This is a genomic window from Pseudomonas viridiflava (genome assembly GCF_003702045.1).
In the GTDB taxonomy this organism is placed as follows: domain Bacteria; phylum Pseudomonadota; class Gammaproteobacteria; order Pseudomonadales; family Pseudomonadaceae; genus Aquipseudomonas; species Aquipseudomonas viridiflava_C.
In genome coordinates this window covers 471336-489711 of sequence record NZ_RBTP01000012.1, presented here as the reverse complement: position 1 = coordinate 489711, position 18376 = coordinate 471336, and the positions used below count along the sequence as shown (strand labels likewise).

General features: G+C 59.4%; 11 protein-coding genes. 6 read left to right on the top strand and 5 right to left on the bottom strand.

The genetic code is table 11. The annotated features are described in order from the left end of the window. Nucleotides 1-3639, top strand: coding sequence for a transporter substrate-binding domain-containing protein (locus tag ALP40_RS04235; RefSeq protein WP_122207026.1), 3639 nt, complete (start codon nt 1-3; stop codon nt 3637-3639). A 112-nt stretch (nt 3640-3751) separates the two neighbouring features. Here ALP40_RS04235 and ALP40_RS04230 read toward each other — a convergent pair whose 3' ends face one another. Continuing rightward, nucleotides 3752-4096: a YggL family protein gene (locus ALP40_RS04230; protein WP_122207025.1), complete on the bottom strand. Its 345-nt coding sequence runs from the start codon at nt 4094-4096 to the stop codon at nt 3752-3754. Between the two features lie 362 nt (nt 4097-4458). Here ALP40_RS04230 and dacB point away from each other — a divergent pair, with 362 nt between their 5' ends. Further along, nucleotides 4459-5928, top strand: coding sequence for a D-alanyl-D-alanine carboxypeptidase/D-alanyl-D-alanine-endopeptidase (dacB, locus tag ALP40_RS04225; protein WP_122207024.1), 1470 nt, complete (start codon nt 4459-4461; stop codon nt 5926-5928). A gap of 41 nt (nt 5929-5969) precedes the next feature. Here the strand turns inward: dacB and ALP40_RS04220 are convergent, their stop codons facing one another. Together ALP40_RS04220 and rlmKL are read right to left on the bottom strand one after the other, a co-directional pair. Beyond that, entirely contained in the window at nt 5970-8348 is a 2379-nt protein-coding gene (locus ALP40_RS04220) for a diguanylate cyclase (protein WP_122207023.1), read from the bottom strand. Nucleotides 8349-8486: 138 nt separating this feature from the next. Further along, on the bottom strand, nt 8487-10742 hold the full coding sequence (rlmKL, locus tag ALP40_RS04215) for a bifunctional 23S rRNA (guanine(2069)-N(7))-methyltransferase RlmK/23S rRNA (guanine(2445)-N(2))-methyltransferase RlmL (protein ID WP_122207022.1): 2256 nt from the start codon (nt 10740-10742) through the stop codon (nt 8487-8489). A 588-nt stretch (nt 10743-11330) separates the two neighbouring features. Between rlmKL and rmf the strand changes: the two genes are divergently transcribed. After that, entirely contained in the window at nt 11331-11546 is a 216-nt protein-coding gene (rmf, locus tag ALP40_RS04210) for a ribosome modulation factor (RefSeq protein WP_002553055.1), read from the top strand. A 141-nt stretch (nt 11547-11687) separates the two neighbouring features. Here rmf and ALP40_RS04205 read toward each other — a convergent pair whose 3' ends face one another. Beyond that, nucleotides 11688-12719 (bottom strand): quinone-dependent dihydroorotate dehydrogenase, encoded by a 1032-nt coding sequence (locus tag ALP40_RS04205; RefSeq protein WP_122207021.1) that lies wholly within the window; start codon nt 12717-12719, stop codon nt 11688-11690. A gap of 251 nt (nt 12720-12970) precedes the next feature. On the opposite strand from ALP40_RS04205, the gene ALP40_RS04200 reads away from it, so the two are divergent. Together ALP40_RS04200 and ALP40_RS04195 are read left to right on the top strand one after the other, a co-directional pair. Then, nucleotides 12971-14182, top strand: a complete 1212-nt coding sequence (locus ALP40_RS04200; RefSeq protein ID WP_122207020.1) for a CmpA/NrtA family ABC transporter substrate-binding protein — start codon at nt 12971-12973, stop codon at nt 14180-14182. A 14-nt stretch (nt 14183-14196) separates the two neighbouring features. Next, entirely contained in the window at nt 14197-14772 is a 576-nt protein-coding gene (locus tag ALP40_RS04195; protein ID WP_122207019.1) for an ANTAR domain-containing response regulator, read from the top strand. Nucleotides 14773-14994: 222 nt separating this feature from the next. Here the strand turns inward: ALP40_RS04195 and ALP40_RS04190 are convergent, their stop codons facing one another. After that, a complete protein-coding gene (locus tag ALP40_RS04190; protein ID WP_122207018.1) occupies nt 14995-16245 on the bottom strand; it encodes a glycoside hydrolase family 68 protein in 1251 nt (416 codons plus the stop codon). 915 nt (nt 16246-17160) lie between these two features. Here ALP40_RS04190 and ALP40_RS04185 point away from each other — a divergent pair. Further along, nucleotides 17161-18372: a NarK/NasA family nitrate transporter gene (locus tag ALP40_RS04185; protein WP_122207017.1), complete on the top strand. Its 1212-nt coding sequence runs from the start codon at nt 17161-17163 to the stop codon at nt 18370-18372. Nucleotides 18373-18376: the final 4 nt, after the last annotated feature.

Sequence of the window (18376 nt, the reverse complement as noted above, 5' to 3'; positions counted from 1 at the left end):
ATGTCCAAGCGCTTCAAGCAATTCCTGATACTGGCCACAAGCCTGCTACTGAGCTGGGGTCCGCTGGCCCGACTGGAAGCCGCCGACCATTACACCCTGCTCGGCCGCTCGAGCCCGGCTCACATGGACGTGAAGCTGGACAGCGAACAATGGCAGTGGGTACGCAGTAAACGCGAGCTGATCCTCGGCACCTCGGCACCCGACTACCCGCCCTTCGATATCACTATCTCCGGCAACGACTACGAAGGCATCACCGCCGACTACGCCGGCATCATTTCCCGGACGCTGGACCTGCCCGTCAGAATCCAGCGCTTCGACACCCGCGACGCTGCGATGAAAGCACTGATCGCCGGGCAAATCGATCTGTTGGGGACCGCCAATGGATTCGAAGCCAAGGAACGCGACATCACGCTGACGCACCCTTACTCGGTCGATCAGCCGGTACTGGTCACACGGATCGGTGAAACCCGTCCACTGACCGATGGCCTGAGGGGGCTGCGTCTGAGCATGGTCTACCACTACCTGCCGCTGAGTGCCGTCAAGGCTGCCTACCCCGAAGCGATCATCGACACCTACCCGTCCTTTCAAAACGCAATCAACGCCGTGGCCTTCAACCAGGCTGATGTTTTTCTGGGCGACACCATTTCCACCCAGTACATCATCAACAGGGGCTACCTGAACAATGTGCAAATGGCCAACTTCGGCAGGCATGAAGCCAACGGTTTCAGCTTTGCCATCAGCCAGGAGAACCCACAACTGCTGGCGATCATCAACCAGACCCTCAAGGCCATACCGGTCGACGAGCGCATCGACATATCCAAACGCTGGAGCGCCGGCAGCGACCTGCTGCTGACCGATCAGAAGTTGCAATTGACGCAGCGGGAGGAGCGCTGGATTGCACAGCACCCGACCGTGCGCGTGCTGGTCAACGAAGCCTATGCGCCCCTCACGTTCTTCGACGCCAACGGCAACTTTCGCGGCATTACCGCCGAGCTGCTTGAACTGGTACGCCTGCGCACCGGCATCAATTTCGATGTCAAACGCGCTGCAAGCCTGGGCGACATGATCAATCAGGTCAGTCAGGGCCAGGCAGACATGATCGGCGCACTGGATGCCAGCGACGAACGCGAAGACCGGCTCAGCTTCAGCCGCCCTTACATCGACAACTCATTCGTCCTGGTGACGCGCAAGGAAACGGGCTCACCGGTGCATCTGGAAAACCTGCGCGGAAAACGTTTGGCCGTCACCCAGGGCAGCGCCCTGCTGGCGTGGCTGAAACGCGAGCATCCGGACATCGTGACGGTCGAGGTCGACAATCCGTTTCAGGCGCTGGACATGCTGGCCATCGGCAGAACCGAGGCGGCCGCGACGTCATTGATCAGCGCGAATTACTTTCTGTCCTCAGGCATCTTTGGTGAGCGCCTGCAGATCGCAGCCACGACCGGGGAAAACCCGGCGTTGATATCAATGGCCACTTCACGCAACGCCACCGAACTGAGCTCGATCCTGGACAAGGCCCTGGCCAGTATCGCCCCGCAGGAACTGGCCGTGATCAACAACCGCTGGCGCTCTTACGCACCGGCAAGTGCCAACTGGCACGACTACCAGCGACTGATCTATCAGATTCTGACCGGTGCAGGCCTGTTGCTGGTCGGCCTGTTGGTCTGGAATGGCTACATGCGGCGTCAGATCAAACAGCGCGAAGCCGCCGAGCGCGCCTTGGGTGACCAGTTCGAATTCATGCGGGCGCTGGTGGACGGAACGCCCCATCCGATCTATGTCCGCGATCGTGAAGGCCTGCTGCGCATGTGCAATGACAGCTACCTGACGTCCTTCTCGGCGCAACGCGAAGACATCATCGGCAAGAACACCACCAACGGAGTACTGAACAACGAATTCGAAGCCCGGGAATACGCCGCCGATTATCAGCGTGTCATGGCCACCAACACTGCACTGATTCAGGACCGGGCTCTGAATATCGGCGGGCAGCAGTTGACCATCTACCACTGGATCCTGCCGTTCCGCGATTCGCTGGGAGAGGTGCAGGGCATCATTGGCGGATGGATCGACATCAGCGAACGCCGACAACTCATCGAAGACCTGCAAACCGCGAAGGAGCAGGCCGACGCCGCCAATCGTGCCAAAAGCACCTTCCTGGCCACCATGAGCCATGAAATCAGAACCCCGATGAATGCGGTAATCGGCATGCTCGAACTGGCGCTCAAACGCGCCGACCAGGGCGAGCTCGATCGCTCGGCCATTGAAGTGGCCTACGGTTCTGCAAAGGAGCTGCTGGATCTCATCGGCGATATTCTCGATATTGCCCGTATCGAATCGGGTCGACTGGCGCTCAACCCTGAACGCGCCAATCTGCGCCAGTTGGTGGAATCGGTGGTCAGGGTGTTCGACGGTCTGGCCCGACAGAAAAGCCTGACACTGGCGCTGGAACTGGACAGCCGTATCAATACCGACGTCCTTGTCGATCCGCTGCGCTTCAAACAGATCCTTTCCAATCTGGTCAGCAACGCCATCAAGTTCACGCAAAAAGGTCAGGTCAGGATCAGCTTGCAGACGAGCGACCTGACCGATGCGCACCGTCTGCACCTGCACCTTGCCGTGCAGGACAGCGGTATAGGCATCAACGCGCAGGATCAGCAACGGCTCTTCGAGCCCTTTGCGCAGGTGGAAAGCAACGGCCAGATGGCACGCACGGGGGCTGGGCTGGGGCTGGTCATCTGCCGCAGCCTGTGTGAAATGATGGGAGGTACCCTCACGCTTGACAGCGAGCCGGGACAAGGCACTCAGGTCAACCTGCACCTGGCGCTGACCTCGCTCGATCCACTCGCTCAGGAGCCGGCCAGACGTGAGCGGGAACCCGCGCCTCATCACGCGCTGAATATTCTGATCGCCGATGATCATCCTGCCAACCGCTTGCTGCTCTGCGAGCAACTCGGGTATCTGGGCCACCAGTGCGAAGTCGCCGAAAACGGAGCGCTGGGGCTTGAGTCATGGCACCTGCGCGGTTTCGATCTGGTGGTCGCAGATTGCAACATGCCCGTCATGAATGGCTACGACCTCACCCGCGCAATCCGGGCGCACGAGCGCTCTGAAAGCCTTCAGCCCTGTACGATCTGGGGATTTACCGCCAATGCCCAACCGGAAGAGATCCAGCGTTGTCGCGAAGCGGGCATGGACGATTGTCTGTTCAAGCCCATCAGCCTCGCCGTACTCAGCGAAAAGCTCGCCAGGCTTTCGCCCCTGTCGCACACGCCACCTGCGTTCAAGCTGGGCAGCGTCAGCCGACTGACCGGTGATCGGCCGGAAATGGTGTCGCGCCTGCTGGCCGAATTGCTGCGCAGCAATCGGGAAGATCGGCAACGGCTTGCCGAGCATGCCCTTGAACGTCGGCTCGATGACCTGCGTGACATGGCGCACCGGATCAAGGGAGCCGCACGTATTATCAGCGCATCACGCGTAGTCGACGCCTGTCATGCCCTCGAACTGGCCTGTGAGCCGGAAACATCCGAGACAGACCTTCATGACTGCCACGAAGCGGTAGACCGCACCCTGCTTGAACTGGAACACGCTTTGACCGCGCAACAGGACAAAACCGAGGCGATGCGAAAGGCTGGCGAATGATGATCGCGACAGATCGAGCGCTGTAATGGACGCAATCGGGGACGACGGGAAGCGCGGAGGGTGTAAAGGGGGGAGCAACAAGGAAGCAGGCCTGGACCTGCTTCCTGATACATCAGGCGACCGGGTTGATTTCGTTTTCCGGGTACCAGACGTCGATCAACGGGCTGACAGTCACTTCCGTCAGTTCGCCGCGGCCTTTGAGCCAGGCTTCAACGGCAGCGCGCTGCTCTTCGCTGACCGAGCCACGCTTGCTCAGGCAAACCAGACCGAAGTCGTCGCCGCCGACATAGCCAAGACCGTTGGCTTCCATAGCTTCTTTCAGGAAAGCGTCGAGGAAAGCATCGATTGCCTGATCATCCAGCTCTTGCTTGAAGTCCAGGTTCAGCTCAAAACCCAACTCCTGAAATTCATCAACGCAGAGTTTTTTGCGCAGACGGCGGGAACGGTTAGTGGCCATGGGACAATCCTCATCAGTAAATATCGGGCGGCACTTTACCAGTTCATCAATGTAAAAGCCCGAGAATTGAAAGTGACAGGCCATGTTCGACCGCTTGGCTGACATACGGAGCACTTCGCTAAAAAAATAGCGTTTCCATGACCATTGCCTCCTCACATGCACCCTCTGCTTGGGGCATAATGCCGCCAGTTGAAGGCGTCGCCTGCGGGCACTACGAAAACGCTGCACATTCAATCTTCATTTTTCACGCGTTCACTATAGTTGTTACCGGGTATCCGTAGTTACCTGTCGTCATCCAGAATTACCGAGGGAATTCATCCATGCCCTCTTTTTTGTTTCCCCTTTTGCAGTAGGGTTTATTCATGATCAAGTCGTTCCGCCCTCTTCTGATTGCTTCCTTGCTCTTGCCTCTGGCCTTCGCTGCCAACGCGGCCGTCATCAACACCACCCTCTCCCCCAAGGTTCAACAGGCGCTCAGGGCCAGCAAGCTTGGCGATGACGCACTCTCGCTGGTGATGCTGCCACTCAATGGCCCGGGCACTCCAACGGTGTTCAACGCTGACGTGTCGGTCAACCCTGCTTCGACCATGAAGCTGATCACGACCTATGCCGCGCTGGAAATCCTCGGGCCTACCCACCAGTGGAAAACCGAATTCTTTACCGACGGCACCCTGAGCAATGGCGTGCTGCGGGGCAACCTGTACCTCAAGGGCGGCGGCGACCCCAAGCTGAACATGGAAAAGCTCTGGCTGTTGATGCGCGACCTGCGCGCCAACGGCGTGCAGCAAGTGACGGGCGATCTGGTGCTGGACCGCAGTCATTTCGTGCAGCCGCAATTGCCGGCGTTCAATGACGATGGCAACGACGATAACAAGCCGTTTCTGGTCAAGCCCGACTCGCTGATGGTCAACCTCAAGGCATTGCGCTTTGTCACCCGCAATGACGACGGCCGCATTCTGGTTTCGGTAGAGCCGCCCATCGCCACGATTCGTATCGACAATCAAGTCAAGGCCGTTGCCTCCAAGCAGTGCACCGGCGACGTGCGCTACAACCCGGTCACCCAGCCCGACGGCAGCGTCAACGTGACGGTAACTGGCCAACTGGGCAACGGCTGTAACTCCCAGACCTACCTTTCACTGCTGGATCACCCAACCTATGCAGCCGGTGCCGTGCGCGCCATCTGGCAGGAACTGGGTGGCACCATTCAAGGCAAGAACCGGGTCGACGTCGTGCCTTCCAGTGCCAAGCTGCTGGCCAAGGCTTTTTCCCCGGATCTGGTCGAAGTCATTCGCGACATCAACAAGTACAGCAACAACACGATGGCGCAGCAGCTGTTTCTCAGCCTGGGTGAAGAGTTCCGCAGTGATGCCGACGGCGACGACGCCAAGGCTGCGCAACGGGTGATTCGCGGCTGGCTGGCGAAAAAAGGGATCACTGCACCGCACCTTGTGATGGAAAACGGTTCGGGTCTGTCCAGAGCGGAACGCGTCAGTGCACGTGAGATGGCGGTCATTCTGCAAGCGGCATGGCGCAGCCCCTATGCGGCCGAGTTCATGAGTTCCATGCCGCTGGCCGGGCTCGACGGCACCATGCGCAAGCGCCTAAAACGCACGCCACTATTGGGTGAAGCGCACATCAAGACCGGCACGTTGAATACCGTGCGGGCCATTGCGGGTTTCAGTCGCGACAGCAACGGCAACACGTGGGCGGTCGTGGCGATCCTCAATGATCCGCGCCCGTTCGGCGCTTCGTCGGTGCTCGATGAAGTGCTGGTCGACCTCTATCGCCAGCCTAAGGTGACCAACACCACGGTATCGATCCAGCAGCCCTGACACGGCCATCGGAAGTCGACACGGAGCAGCCCTGACAGGCGTCAGACCTGCTCCGGCTCCACCCTATCCCGACCTGCCTGCTTGGCCGCGTAAACACCCGAATCGGCGCGCAGCAGCATGCCATCGACCCCCTCGCCTTCTCGCCAACTGGCAATTCCAAAGCTGGCTGTGACGCGGCCTACCGCTTCGAAATCCTGCTTGCTCAATTCTTCGCGAAGACTCAACGCCAGCAAGTACGCCTGCTCGCTCTGGGTTCCGGGACACAGCACCATGAACTCTTCGCCACCCAACCGACAGAACACGTCATCGGTGCGCAGCCGATGCGTGATTCGCCGCGAGAACGCCTTGAGCACGTCATCACCCACGCCGTGCCCAAACCGGTCGTTGATGCGCTTGAAGTGGTCAATATCGAGCATGATGATGGAAAGGCGACCTCCATGCCGATCAATACGCTTGAGTTCGGCCTGCAACCGATCCTGAAAGTAGCGCCGGTTGTAGGCGCCGGTCAGCACATCCGTGACGGACAACGCCCGCAACTCCTGCTCGACCCGCTTGAGGTCGGAAATGTCGGACACGAAGCCGTGCCACAACACCGCACCGTCCGCCAGTTGTTCGGGCGTCGAGGCGGCCCGCAGCCAGCGCAGTCCTTTGCCCGGCAATTGAACGCGGTACTCCTCACGCCACGGCGTCAGCTGTTGGGCGCTGGGGATGATCGAGCTTTTGATTCGGGCAAGGTCCATAGGATGAATCCGTTGCAGAAGAATGTCGGCGTCGATGAGCAACTGTGGCTCGTCCAGCTCGAACAACTCGCACATGCCCACACTGACATACCTGAATCGCGAGCTGCCGTCGGTATCCAGCTGGTACTGATAGATGCCACCTGGCACCTGCGAGCCGAGCTTCTTAAGCAGCTCTCCCTGAGCCTCCAGCGCGCCATGCACCCGTCGATGCTCCGTCATGTCGGTACAGACCGCCAGGCAACCGTTCCATCGCCCCTGATCGTCGCGCATGGCAGTGACCAGCATGTTGATGACAAGTGTGCTGCCGTTGCGCCGCTGGAAGGTCAGTTCTCGTGCGGGATGGCTTCCTTCCCGGGTGGCGGCGACCAGCATCTCCTGCAGGACCTGAGCCTCGTCGATACCTTCGACAAGGGACGATGCAGGCGCAGACGGCAGAAAATCGCCGAGGCTGAAAATACCCAGCACCTCCTGGTCCGAATAACCGAGCATGCGCTGCGCGCCCACATTGAAAGTGTTGATGATGCCGTTAAGGTCAATGGCAATGATCGCCACTTCAGTCGCGGCATTCAGGATATTGCGTAGCTGACCATTGGCAACACTCAACTGCTGTTCGCGCACCCGCAGCTCCCGGGTGCGCTGCTCCACCCGTGCCAGCGCACGCTGGCGTTGGCTGATCAGGCTGTAAAGCAACGCACTGAGCATCAGGCTCAACAACCCGCCCAGCCACAGCACGATGCTGGACGTTGGCTGGTTGCCGGACTGAAACACGTCGGTAGGACGAACCTCAAACAGGTAGTCGCGATCCCCGAAACTGAACAGGGTGCTCTGGTACAGCTCATCGGATACCGCAGCGGCGGCAGACTGATAGACACGTTCAGGCTCAGGCTGAGCGTTCAAGTCAGTCAAGGTGACCGCCAGGTTGTCGCGCTCGGGCGAGCCAACGTTCATCAACTCAGAGAGCGCGATCACTGCCGTCAGCATGCCTTTGAGCTCAGCCTTCTCGCCTGGCGTATCAGTGCTTGAGAACACCGGCGCCATTAGTAACACGCCTCGGGTGTCCGATGGATCCAGCGCCAGCAGCCTGATACGCGGTGTGGCGGTGATACGGCCCAGCAGCCGTGCGCGTTCCAGCGCTTGTTGGCGCACTGGTTCGGAGCGAATATCGAAGCCCAGTGGCACTGGGTACTCACTAACCGACTCAATGTACAAAACGGGAAAGTATTCCTCGCGCACCGGTGCGACTGAGAGCTTACCGCTGCCATCCAGTTCGCGGATCGCAAAGTCTGGCACCCCGTCCTGACGAACCCCGGCTTCGAACGCAGCCCGCTCGGCCTGGGTCACCCTGGGGTTCCAGCCATACGCCTGCGTACCGATCAGCAACGGCTCCACGAAGCCGACATAATCAGCACGCGTTACATCACGGGAATAGAGAAAGAAACGGCGGATGGTGCCCAGCCGGGTGACCTGACGGTCAAGGCGCTCCTGAATACGACTGAAGCGCTCGCTGGCCAGAATGTCGAAGCGCTGGTGCAACTGGTGCTGATACGCCTCGCGGTCAACCAGCGTCAGGATGACCGTCAGTGCAGCACCGACCAGAAACGTCAGCACTGCGACCAGCCACGCTGAAACCTGCTCGCTGATGAAGCCCAGTACCCTGAGCCTGAACCGTTTCGCCGTCATAGACACAACTCATGACGCCAACAGGGTATCGCGCCACGCTGGCTGTGCATTGGTTATAGCTATTCGCCAGTAATTTGCCTAGTGGAGGATGAACGAACCTGCGCAAGCAACGCACAGATTCGCTCATCAAACCCATTATCAGGCGCGGGCGGTGATTTTCCAGGCTCGGTGGATCTTGCTGTTGCGCGCAAAGTCCTGGTCGATGGTCTGCGCCGTGATCTCTTCCACCGTGTAGCGCTGGCCGAGGTTTTCATCGAGCACGAACTTGCGGAAGTTGTTAGAGAAATACAACACGCCACCTGGTGCCAGACGCGCCATTGCCAGGTCGATCAACTCCACCTGATCGCGTTGCACATCGAATACCCCTTCCATGCGCTTGGAGTTGGAGAAGGTCGGCGGATCGATGAAGATCAGGTCGTACTCGTCACGACAAGCCTGCAGCCAGGCCATGACATCGCTCTGTTCCAGACGGTTCTTGTCGGAAAAACCGTTGAGCGACAGGTTACGACGCGCCCAGTCCAGATACGTACGCGACAGGTCGACGCTGGTGGTGCTGCGCGCCCCGCCATTTGCCGCATGCACACTGGCCGTTGCCGTATAGGCGAACAGGTTGAGGAAGCGCTTGCCGGCGGCCTCACGCTGAATACGCATACGCATCGGGCGGTGATCGAGGAACAGGCCGGTGTCCAGGTAGTCGGTCAAGTTGACCAGCAACTTGACGCCCCCTTCGTTCACTTCCAGAAACTGACCTTGCGTGCTCTGGCGTTCGTACTGACGCGTGCCGCTCTGACGCTCGCGGCGCTTGATCACCACGCGGCTCTTGTCGATGCTCAGCGCCTGAGGAATCGCGGCCAGAGCATCGAACAGGCGGGCCGAGGCTTTCTCCGGGTCGATGGATTTGGGCGCAGCGTATTCCTGCACATGAACCCAGTCGTGGTACAGGTCGATGGCCATCGAATATTCAGGCATGTCGGCGTCATACACGCGGTAGCAGTCAATGCCCTCGCGGCGCACCCACTTGCCCATCAGCTTGAGGTTTTTCTGCAGGCGGTTGGCAAACATCTGCCCGCCTTCACTCAAGCGCGGCTGCTCGACCACCACCGGAGCAGGCTTGATCGGGTTGCCGTTCTTGTTGAATTTCTTCTCGACTTCAACCTCGGCTTCCACGGGCGTGTCACGCTCGATCTGACGCTGCTCCGGGGTGCGGCGCTCGCCAGTGACGAATTGATCCGGCAGCACTTTGATCAGCAGCAGCTTGCACGGCAATGCGCCGTTCCAGAACGAATACTGTTTGTGGCTGCGAATACCCATGCGCTTGCCCAGATCCGGCGCGCCGGTGAACACCGCTGCTTCCCAGTTCAGGCAGGACTGACGCAGGCGCTCGCCCAGGTTCTGGTAGAGATACAACAGGCTGGCTTCGTCACCGAGACGCTCGCCATATGGCGGGTTGCAGATAACCAGGCCCTTCTGGTTCTGGTCCGGGCGCGGCTCGAACGTCGCCACTTCGCCCTGATAGACCTTGATCCAGTCGCTCAGCCCCGCACGCTCGATGTTGTTGCGGGCAGGCTGAATCAGGCGCGGGTCGGCTTCATAGCCCCGAATCCACAGCGGTGGTTTGGCAAGACCGGCCTCGGCCCGGGCCAGCGCCTCGTCATGCAGCTTGCGCCACAAGGCTGGCACGTGGCCCAGCCAGGCAGAGAAACCCCAGCGTTCACGCTTGATGTTGGGCGCGATGTCGGCGGCGATCAGGCCTGCTTCCACCAGAAAAGTCCCCACACCGCACATCGGGTCCGCCAGCGCGCCACCCTCGGCGGCGATACGCGGCCAGCCGGCACGCACCAGAATGGCGGCAGCGAGGTTTTCCTTCAGGGGAGCAGCACCCTGCTGCAGACGATAGCCACGCTGGTGCAGGCTGTGTCCGGACAGGTCCAGGGACAGAATCGCTTCGCCACGGTCCAGGCGCAGGTGCACGCGCAGGTCGGGATTGATCTTGTCGACCGAAGGACGCTCGCCATCGGGAGTACGCAGCTTGTCGACAATCGCATCCTTGACCTTCAGCGCACCGAAGTGGGTGTTGTCGATGCCCGAACCGTGGCCGCTGAACTCAACGGCGATGGTGCCATCCGATTCAAGATGATCGTGCCATTCCACGTCAAGCACGCCGTGATACAGGTCTTCGGCGTCCTTCATCGGGAAGCGCTTGAGCACCAGCAGCACGCGGTTGGCCAGCCGGGACCACAGGCACAGCCGGTAGGCGGTTTCCATGTCGGCGGAGCCGCGAATGGCCGACGTATGTTCGCGGGTGTCCTCAAGGCCAAGTGCCGTGGCCTCCTCGGCCAGCAGCCCCTCGAGGCCTTTGGGGCAAGTGAGGAAAAGTTCGTAACGATCCGACATGTATATTCCAAGGCCTGAGCCGTCAGTGGCGGGCAACGCATTGCCCGACCAGATTTTAAACAGGCGTCTTTCTTGGAGAACGCCTGCATGGCACGTTGAATGTGCCGGTCCGCCGCATGAAGCTGTCTTGTTGCCAAGGCGATATCGGTGCGGCAGTTTTCAATCCATACCCTTCCATACATAGCTTTCATATATGAGGAAGGCTCATTCAACCCGACGAAGTGGGCAATAAAAAGTCACATTTCGACCCTTCGTCGAATAAAGGCTTAAAGCATTCAGCCATCATCTGCACCTGAGACGCGCTTTCAATCAGGGCTCAAACCCGCGCGTCAAAAGGCTCGCGTCAAAAAGCGGTGTTGAAACCCAACCTTGCTTATCGCTCGACAGACCTAAATGTGACGTCCTTATGACAAAACGATCATTCACAGCATCCAGCGCTTTGGTTAGAAATCACCTCAGGTCATCACTGCAATGGTTATGACACCAAGGCCCGCGACGCCGGCAGCGGGCACCAACGGCAGACATTTCTGCCCGACCTCACCATGAGGTCTCAGGGACATTACAGTCAACAGACGAGGGCAATACCCTATGAGAAGACTTAAGCGTGATCCGTTGGAAAGAGCATTTTTACGCGGATATCAGTACGGCGTTCATGGTAAATCCCGTGAGCTTTGCCCATTTACTCTACCGTCAGTACGCCAGGCATGGATCAATGGTTGGCGAGAAGGACGCGGCGACAACTGGGACGGTATGACCGGCACTGCGGGAATCCACAGACTCAACGAACTTCACGCGGTCGGATAAGGCGCTTCTGGAGATACAGCACCCGACCAGTCCATCACAGTTTTATTGACTGACCTTCTACATCCATACCATGCACGTCCCATCCGGGCGGCGGGCCAAAAGCCCAGGGGCTCTTCAAGAGCCCCTTTTTTTGCCTGCGATTCAGACTTGCCGACGCGGCATCGCCGCAATCGCATCCACAGACTCGCGAATCAGTGGCGGCCCCTTGTAAATGAAGCCTGAGTAGATCTGCACCAGACTGGCACCCGCAGCGATTTTCTCGGCAGCGTGACGCCCTTTGGTAATTCCACCTGCGGCAATGATCGGCATACGCCCCGCCAGCTCGCCAGCCAGGATCTTCACCGTGTGGGTGCTCTTCTCACGAACCGGTGCGCCCGACAGACCGCCCGCCTCGTCAGCGTGAGGAAGGCCTTCGACGCCTTCGCGGCTCAGGGTGGTATTGGTGGCGATGACCGCATCCATGCCGGACTCGATCAACGCAGCGGCCACCAGCACGGTTTCTTCGTCGGTCATGTCCGGGGCGATCTTGATCGCCAGTGGCACACGCTTGCCATGAAGCTGGGTGAGTGCCTGCTGACGCAGACTCAGGGCCTCCAGCAGTTGCTTGAGCGAATCGCCGAACTGTAGGCTTCGCAAGCCCGGTGTATTGGGCGAGCTGACGTTGACGGTCACATAGCTGGCATGGGCGTACACCTTATCCAGGCAGATCAGGTAGTCGTCCACTGCACGCTCGACCGGCGTGTCGGCATTCTTGCCGATATTGATGCCCAGGATGCCCTTGTATTTCGCGGCCTGGACACGACTGACCAGATTATCGACGCCCAGATTGTTGAAGCCCATCCGGTTGATGATCGCTTCGGCGTCCGGCAGGCGGAAAATCCGTGGCTTGGGGTTGCCCGGCTGCGGACGAGGCGTGACGGTGCCGATCTCGACGAAGCCAAAACCCAGTTGCGCAAAGCCGTCGATGGCCGCGCCGTTCTTGTCCAGACCGGCCGCCAGGCCGACGGGATTGGGAAATTCCAGGCCCATGACCGTGACTGGCACCTTCGCCGGTGCCTTGTTCAGCAGACCATTGAGGCCCAGCCGCCCGCCAGCACCGATCAGGTCCAGCGACAGGTCGTGGGAGGTTTCCGGGGAAAGCTTGAACAGTAACTGGCGGGCCAGGTTATACATGGGAGGGCTAAGCTCATGAGCAGCTGAATTCAGGGGCGCGATTATAGCCGTGTGAGGGCTCTGCGCGCGAGGCGTGCGACAAACTTGTTACCCTGCGCCGCTGGACGCTGGCATATGCCTTGCTTGAAACCGTTATCGGCACTCGCGCCAACGACGGCGCTGCGCCTGGACAATGGCGTCGATCCGGCTCTTGCACCTTGCAACGGCTGGACGACGCCTTTTTTATGGATGTCCTTGATGAAGCAAGCGCAATGAACGAACGCACAAGCAATGCGCTGGACTGGGTAACCGGCAGCGATGCCCCTGAAATGAACAGCCTGGACCTGGGCTTCATGGCCCTGACCGACTGCGCCTCGCTGGTGGTCGCAGCTACCCAGGGATTTGCCCAGCCTTACGGCCTGACCCTGAACCTCAAGCGCCAATCCTCGTGGGCAGGCTTGCGCGACAAACTGGTCAGCGGGCAATTGCAGGCCGCTCATAGCCTTTATGGCATGATTTACGCCGTCGAACTGGGCATTGGCGGAGGACCGAGCAAGGACATGGCCATTCTGATGGGGCTCAACCAGAACGGTCAGTGCATCAACTTGTCACGGGGTTTACAGGAGCGTGGCGTGATCACTCCTGAGGCACTGGACAAACGGGTGCACCAAAGCGGTCCGAAACTGACCTTCGCCCAGACCTTCCCCACCGGCAACCACGCCATGTGGCTGTATTACTGGCTCGCAAGCCAGGGCATTCATCCTCTGGACGACGTGAACAGCGTAGTCGTGCCACCGCCGCAAATGGTTCAGCACCTCCAGGCGGGCCGCATCGACGGCTTCTGCGTGGGCGAGCCCTGGGCTGCCAGTGCAGTCAATCAGCAACTGGGCTTCAGCATGGCCACCAGCCAGGCGATCTGGCCCGACCATCCTGGCAAGGTGCTGGGTTGCACCCGAGAATTCGTCGAACAGAACCCCAATACCGCCAGGGCGCTGGTCATGGCCGTACTGGAAGCCAGCCGCTTCATCGAACAGAGCGAGCACAATCGACGCAGCACCGCACAGCTGCTCAGCGGCGCGGACTACCTGGACACGCCACTGGACTGCATCGAGCCGCGTCTGCTCGGGCAGTACAGCGATGGCCTTGGCAATCACTGGGAAGACCACCATGCGGTGAGCTTTCATGGTCAAGGCCGGGTCAACTACCCCTGGTTGTCCGACGGCATGTGGTTCATGACCCAGTTTCGTCGGTGGGGACTGCTGCGCGAAGATCCCGATTACCTGGCCGTTGCCGGCCGCGTCCAGCAACTTGAGCTGTATGGTCAGGCCGCTGAGGTGTTGGGGATCGATGTACCGAGCGCCACCTTGCGCAGCAGCCAGTTGATCGACGGCAAGGTCTGGGACGGCAGCGATCCGGCCGCCTATGCACGCAGCTTCACGCTCAACGCATGGGCCGATACCGCCCCCGTTGCCGCCCGTCATTGAAGGAGAACGTGACCATGCTGCGTATCCTGCTGATCAATGACACGGCAAAGAAAGTCGGTCGTCTGAGAACCGCGCTGATCGAAGCCGGTTTCGAGGTGATCGATGAATCCGGTTTCGTTATCGACCTGCCGTCACGCGTCGACGCCGTGCGTCCCGACGTCATCCTCATCGACACCGAGTCGCCGGGCCGCGATGTCATGGAGCAGGTGGTGCTGGTCAGTCGCGACCAACCCCGTCCTATCGTGATGTTCACCGACGAGCACGACCCTGGCGTCATGCGCCAGGCCATCAAGTCCGGTGTCAGCGCCTACATTGTCGAAGGCATTCAGGCCCAGCGCCTGCAGCCGATCCTGGACGTAGCGATGGCCCGCTTCGAAAGCGACCAGGCGTTACGCGCACAGTTGCACGCCCGCGACCAGCAACTGGCCGAACGCAAACGGATCGAATTGGCAAAGGGACTGCTTATGAAGCTCAAGGACTGTAACGAAGAAGAGGCTTACACCCTGATGCGACGCCAGGCCATGAGCCGGCAGCAGAAGTTGATTCAGGTGGCTGAGCAGATCATCGCGATGAGCGAAATGCTGGGCTGAATGGGCGAAGCGCATTTGGTGGGAGCGCGCTTGCCAGCGATGAAGGATGACACCTTGTCTTCTGACACACCGCGTCGACTGCATCGCCGGCAAGCCGCCTCTTGTCAAATAACCTGTAACCCATTGGAGGGTTTGTGGGAGCGCCGCGCCCGGTATTTGCTGCACGGCAGCGTTACGTCAAACCCGTGGTGGGCCTTCCAACGCCGCCGTGCGTGGGTCTGCCTACTGAGTCAGCACCACGTCCTTCATCGCCGGTATGTAGCCATAGTCATACGACTCCTGAACGAATGAGCGATCCCCCTGCAAGAGGATCTTCACCGTCGGCGCTTCGGTGCCGCCGATGCGGAAGTCCTGCCCCGTGGTCGGTACGCTGTCGATGAACGAGGTCACCAGCCCGTTGGGCATCACGCAGTGCGAGTAGGTCTGAAAAGGCTGCGAAGGCGGATTCCCGAGCACCAGACCTGATGCATTCATGGGGCGGTACGGGCCAAACAACTGTTCACTGACAAACCCGTATACGCCATCGGGACCGGTTATACCGTCGGCATAGGTAAACTTGTGACTGATGGTAAACAAGTAATACTTATTATCCTGAAACACATAATGCGGGCGTTCAGTCTGATCATTAACACCGACCGCCGTCACTAACGGCGGCAGGATATCCCATTCATCGCCATTAAGATCCTTGGCAACCGCCAACCCAATACAGCCCACCTGAAATCTGGCACCGCCTATTTCTTCATGACCCGGCGGTACATGCCCCAGCTCAGTGGCGCCCACTGTATGCGAACCGCGCTCGCCTGCCACATTACCTTCAAACACCATGTACAACTTGCCATCATGGGGATCAATGAACGGACTGGGATCACGAAAGTTCCAGGTCGAGTTCTGGGCTTCGGTCTGATAATAAGTACCGTCAGCCTCGAACAGTGTTTTAACTTCCGTAAAGTCCGTCAGTATCACGCCGCTGTCGGATGTCACGACACGGCCGCGGACTTTGGCAATGGCCGCACCTGGCGTCACGCAGGTGTAATACAGATCGATTTCGCCCTTGTCGTTGAGCAGGATCGGCGTACCGGCCCATTCGCGCGTCGTCGGCGAGACACCTTCGGCCATGACCCGACCGCCGAAGATCCAGTCCTTGCCGGTACGCGAATACCAGTAGCACATGCGCGCCCGGCCGTGACGGTCTTCCCAGTCACGCTTGATGTCATAGCGGCCATTGGCCCCCAGATACTGGGGATCATTCGGGTGTCGATCAGCCGTGAGCGTCAGAATGACCGACCAGCCGTTGACTGACACCACCGTGCCGTCCAGCTGGCGCAGGGGCATGGTGTCCCAGATGAAGACGGTATCACTCATCACCGGAAAGTCGGGACTGACCAGAGGCTGAGTGGTGGTCGGATCGTTTTCGTTGACCTTGAGCGCATCCGCGCGGGTCCACACAGTAGGCTTGTAAGTGACGTTACTCATGTTGATGTCCTTTATTGGCGACGGACAAAGCCGACGCGTAGATGAAGACAAGGCAGCATGCAAACTTATTACATCGCTGAAGTGCGCTTTAACATGTCTGCTGTCACGGCAGCGACTGACACTGCGACGTGACCGAGACTGTAGAAAAAACAATGCAGCGACACGATGATGTGTCGCCCGTTGATTGCAATCAGCCACTTTATGAAAGGTGCTTATTGCACAGGGATTACCCTGTCGATAGGTGCCGTGTTCTGCACGACGAGAAGGATCGTGTCAGAGACACGCCGGAAAGTAAATTAAATATTACCCCCCTTAAGCGACACTCTAATTTTAAAAAGATACATGAACCATTATTAATATTTGATTTCGTTCAGCATTAGACCCGTCATTCCAAGGCATCAAAACACTGTCATTGTGCTTTAATTAAACGAACTTAATAGTGGCGTTTGTTAGTGGAACGAACGTTTGGTTTATATCGCACTCCACCTGAAACCCCAACATGCGCAGGCCTCACTCGACTCCAGCCGAGGCCGGTGAACCTGCACTTTTTTGCGGCGCCCCTTGCAGGCGGTGCTCGGTTCAAGGTCGCGGCCTGCAGGCCGATGACGTCCACGGCCTGCACATAATGCCGCTCTGTGAGGCTTTTGGCGCACGCTGTCGAGGAAGACCGAATCTGGCCCGCCTCTTGCTTTATCACCTGGCAGGTAGCCAACGGCGGTTGCCACCCCCTTACGACAAAGACGTCGCTCATCTCTTTCGCTCACGCGGACAGAGAGGCGACGTTTTTTGCGTTTGGCCCCAGTGATGGGGTCGGTGGAGTCGCCAGCATTCGGAACACTCCACCACAGCGTCTGGAATTTTTCCTGTCGAGGCCAAGAACCCGACTGACTCACTGGCAGATGATGAGGTGTGCACATGGATACAAGCTTCTGGAAGGCCGGTCACAGACCGACCCTGTTCGCAGCCTTTCTCTACTTCGACCTGAGCTTCATGGTCTGGTATCTGCTGGGTCCGATGGCGGTGCAGATCGCCACCGACCTGCAACTGACCACGCAACAGCGCGGCCTGATGGTTGCCACGCCGATTCTGGCCGGTGCAATCCTGCGCTTCTTCATGGGGCTGCTGGCCGACCAGCTGTCGCCCAAGACGGCCGGCATCATCGGCCAGGTGATCGTGATCGGCGCTCTGCTGGCCGCCTGGCAACTGGGCATCCACAGCTATGGGCAAGTTCTGCTGCTGGGCGTATTTCTCGGCATGGCGGGCGCATCGTTCGCCGTTGCACTGCCACTGGCCTCGCAGTGGTATCCGCCGCAGCATCAGGGCAAGGCGATGGGCATCGCCGGTGCGGGCAACTCAGGCACCGTGCTCGCGGCGCTGATCGCGCCGGTATTGGCGGCCAGCTTCGGCTGGGGCAATGTGTTCGGCCTGGCGTTGATTCCGCTGATGCTGACATTGATCGCGTTTACGCTGATGGCGCGCAACGCCCCGGAACGCAGCAAACCCAAATCCACCGCTGACTACCTCAAGGCGTTGGGCGATCGGGACAGCTGGTGGTTCATGTTTTTCTACAGCGTGACCTTCGGCGGTTTCATCGGTCTGGCCAGCGCCCTGCCCGGCTATTTCAACGACCAGTACGGCCTGAGCCCGATCACCGCCGGTTATTACACGGCGGCCTGCGTGTTCGGCGGCAGCCTGATGCGCCCGTTGGGCGGTGCGCTGGCTGACCGTTTCGGCGGCATCCGCACGCTGACCGTCATGTACGCGGTCGCCGCCATTGGCATCGCCGCAGTCGGCTTCAACCTGCCCAGTTCATGGGCTGCACTGGCACTGTTCGTCGCCGCCATGCTGGGCCTGGGTGCCGGTAACGGCGCAGTTTTCCAACTGGTCCCACAACGCTTTCGCAAGGAGATCGGTGTCATGACCGGTCTGATCGGCATGGCGGGCGGTATCGGGGGTTTCCTGCTGGCTGCAGGCCTGGGCAGCATCAAGCAGAACACGGGTGATTACCAGCTTGGGCTATGGCTGTTTGCAAGCCTGGCCGTGCTGGCCTGGTTCGGCTTGATGAACGTTAAACGCCGCTGGAGAACCACTTGGGGTTCGGCCGCCGTGACCGCTGCACGGGTCTGATGAC

Excerpts from the sequence above, each read along its gene's own strand:
- ALP40_RS04235 (WP_122207026.1), top strand. The coding sequence starts at position 1 with ATGTCCAAGCGCTTCAAGCAATTCCTGATACTGGCCACAAGCCTGCTA.
- ALP40_RS04230 (WP_122207025.1), bottom strand. The coding sequence starts at position 4,096 with ATGGCCACTAACCGTTCCCGCCGTCTGCGCAAAAAACTCTGCGTTGAT.
- dacB (WP_122207024.1), top strand. The coding sequence starts at position 4,459 with ATGATCAAGTCGTTCCGCCCTCTTCTGATTGCTTCCTTGCTCTTGCCT.
- ALP40_RS04220 (WP_122207023.1), bottom strand. The coding sequence starts at position 8,348 with ATGACGGCGAAACGGTTCAGGCTCAGGGTACTGGGCTTCATCAGCGAG.
- rlmKL (WP_122207022.1), bottom strand. The coding sequence starts at position 10,742 with ATGTCGGATCGTTACGAACTTTTCCTCACTTGCCCCAAAGGCCTCGAG.
- rmf (WP_002553055.1), top strand. The coding sequence starts at position 11,331 with ATGAGAAGACTTAAGCGTGATCCGTTGGAAAGAGCATTTTTACGCGGA.
- ALP40_RS04205 (WP_122207021.1), bottom strand. The coding sequence starts at position 12,719 with ATGTATAACCTGGCCCGCCAGTTACTGTTCAAGCTTTCCCCGGAAACC.
- ALP40_RS04200 (WP_122207020.1), top strand. The coding sequence starts at position 12,971 with ATGAACGAACGCACAAGCAATGCGCTGGACTGGGTAACCGGCAGCGAT.
- ALP40_RS04195 (WP_122207019.1), top strand. The coding sequence starts at position 14,197 with ATGCTGCGTATCCTGCTGATCAATGACACGGCAAAGAAAGTCGGTCGT.
- ALP40_RS04190 (WP_122207018.1), bottom strand. The coding sequence starts at position 16,245 with ATGAGTAACGTCACTTACAAGCCTACTGTGTGGACCCGCGCGGATGCG.
- ALP40_RS04185 (WP_122207017.1), top strand. The coding sequence starts at position 17,161 with ATGGATACAAGCTTCTGGAAGGCCGGTCACAGACCGACCCTGTTCGCA.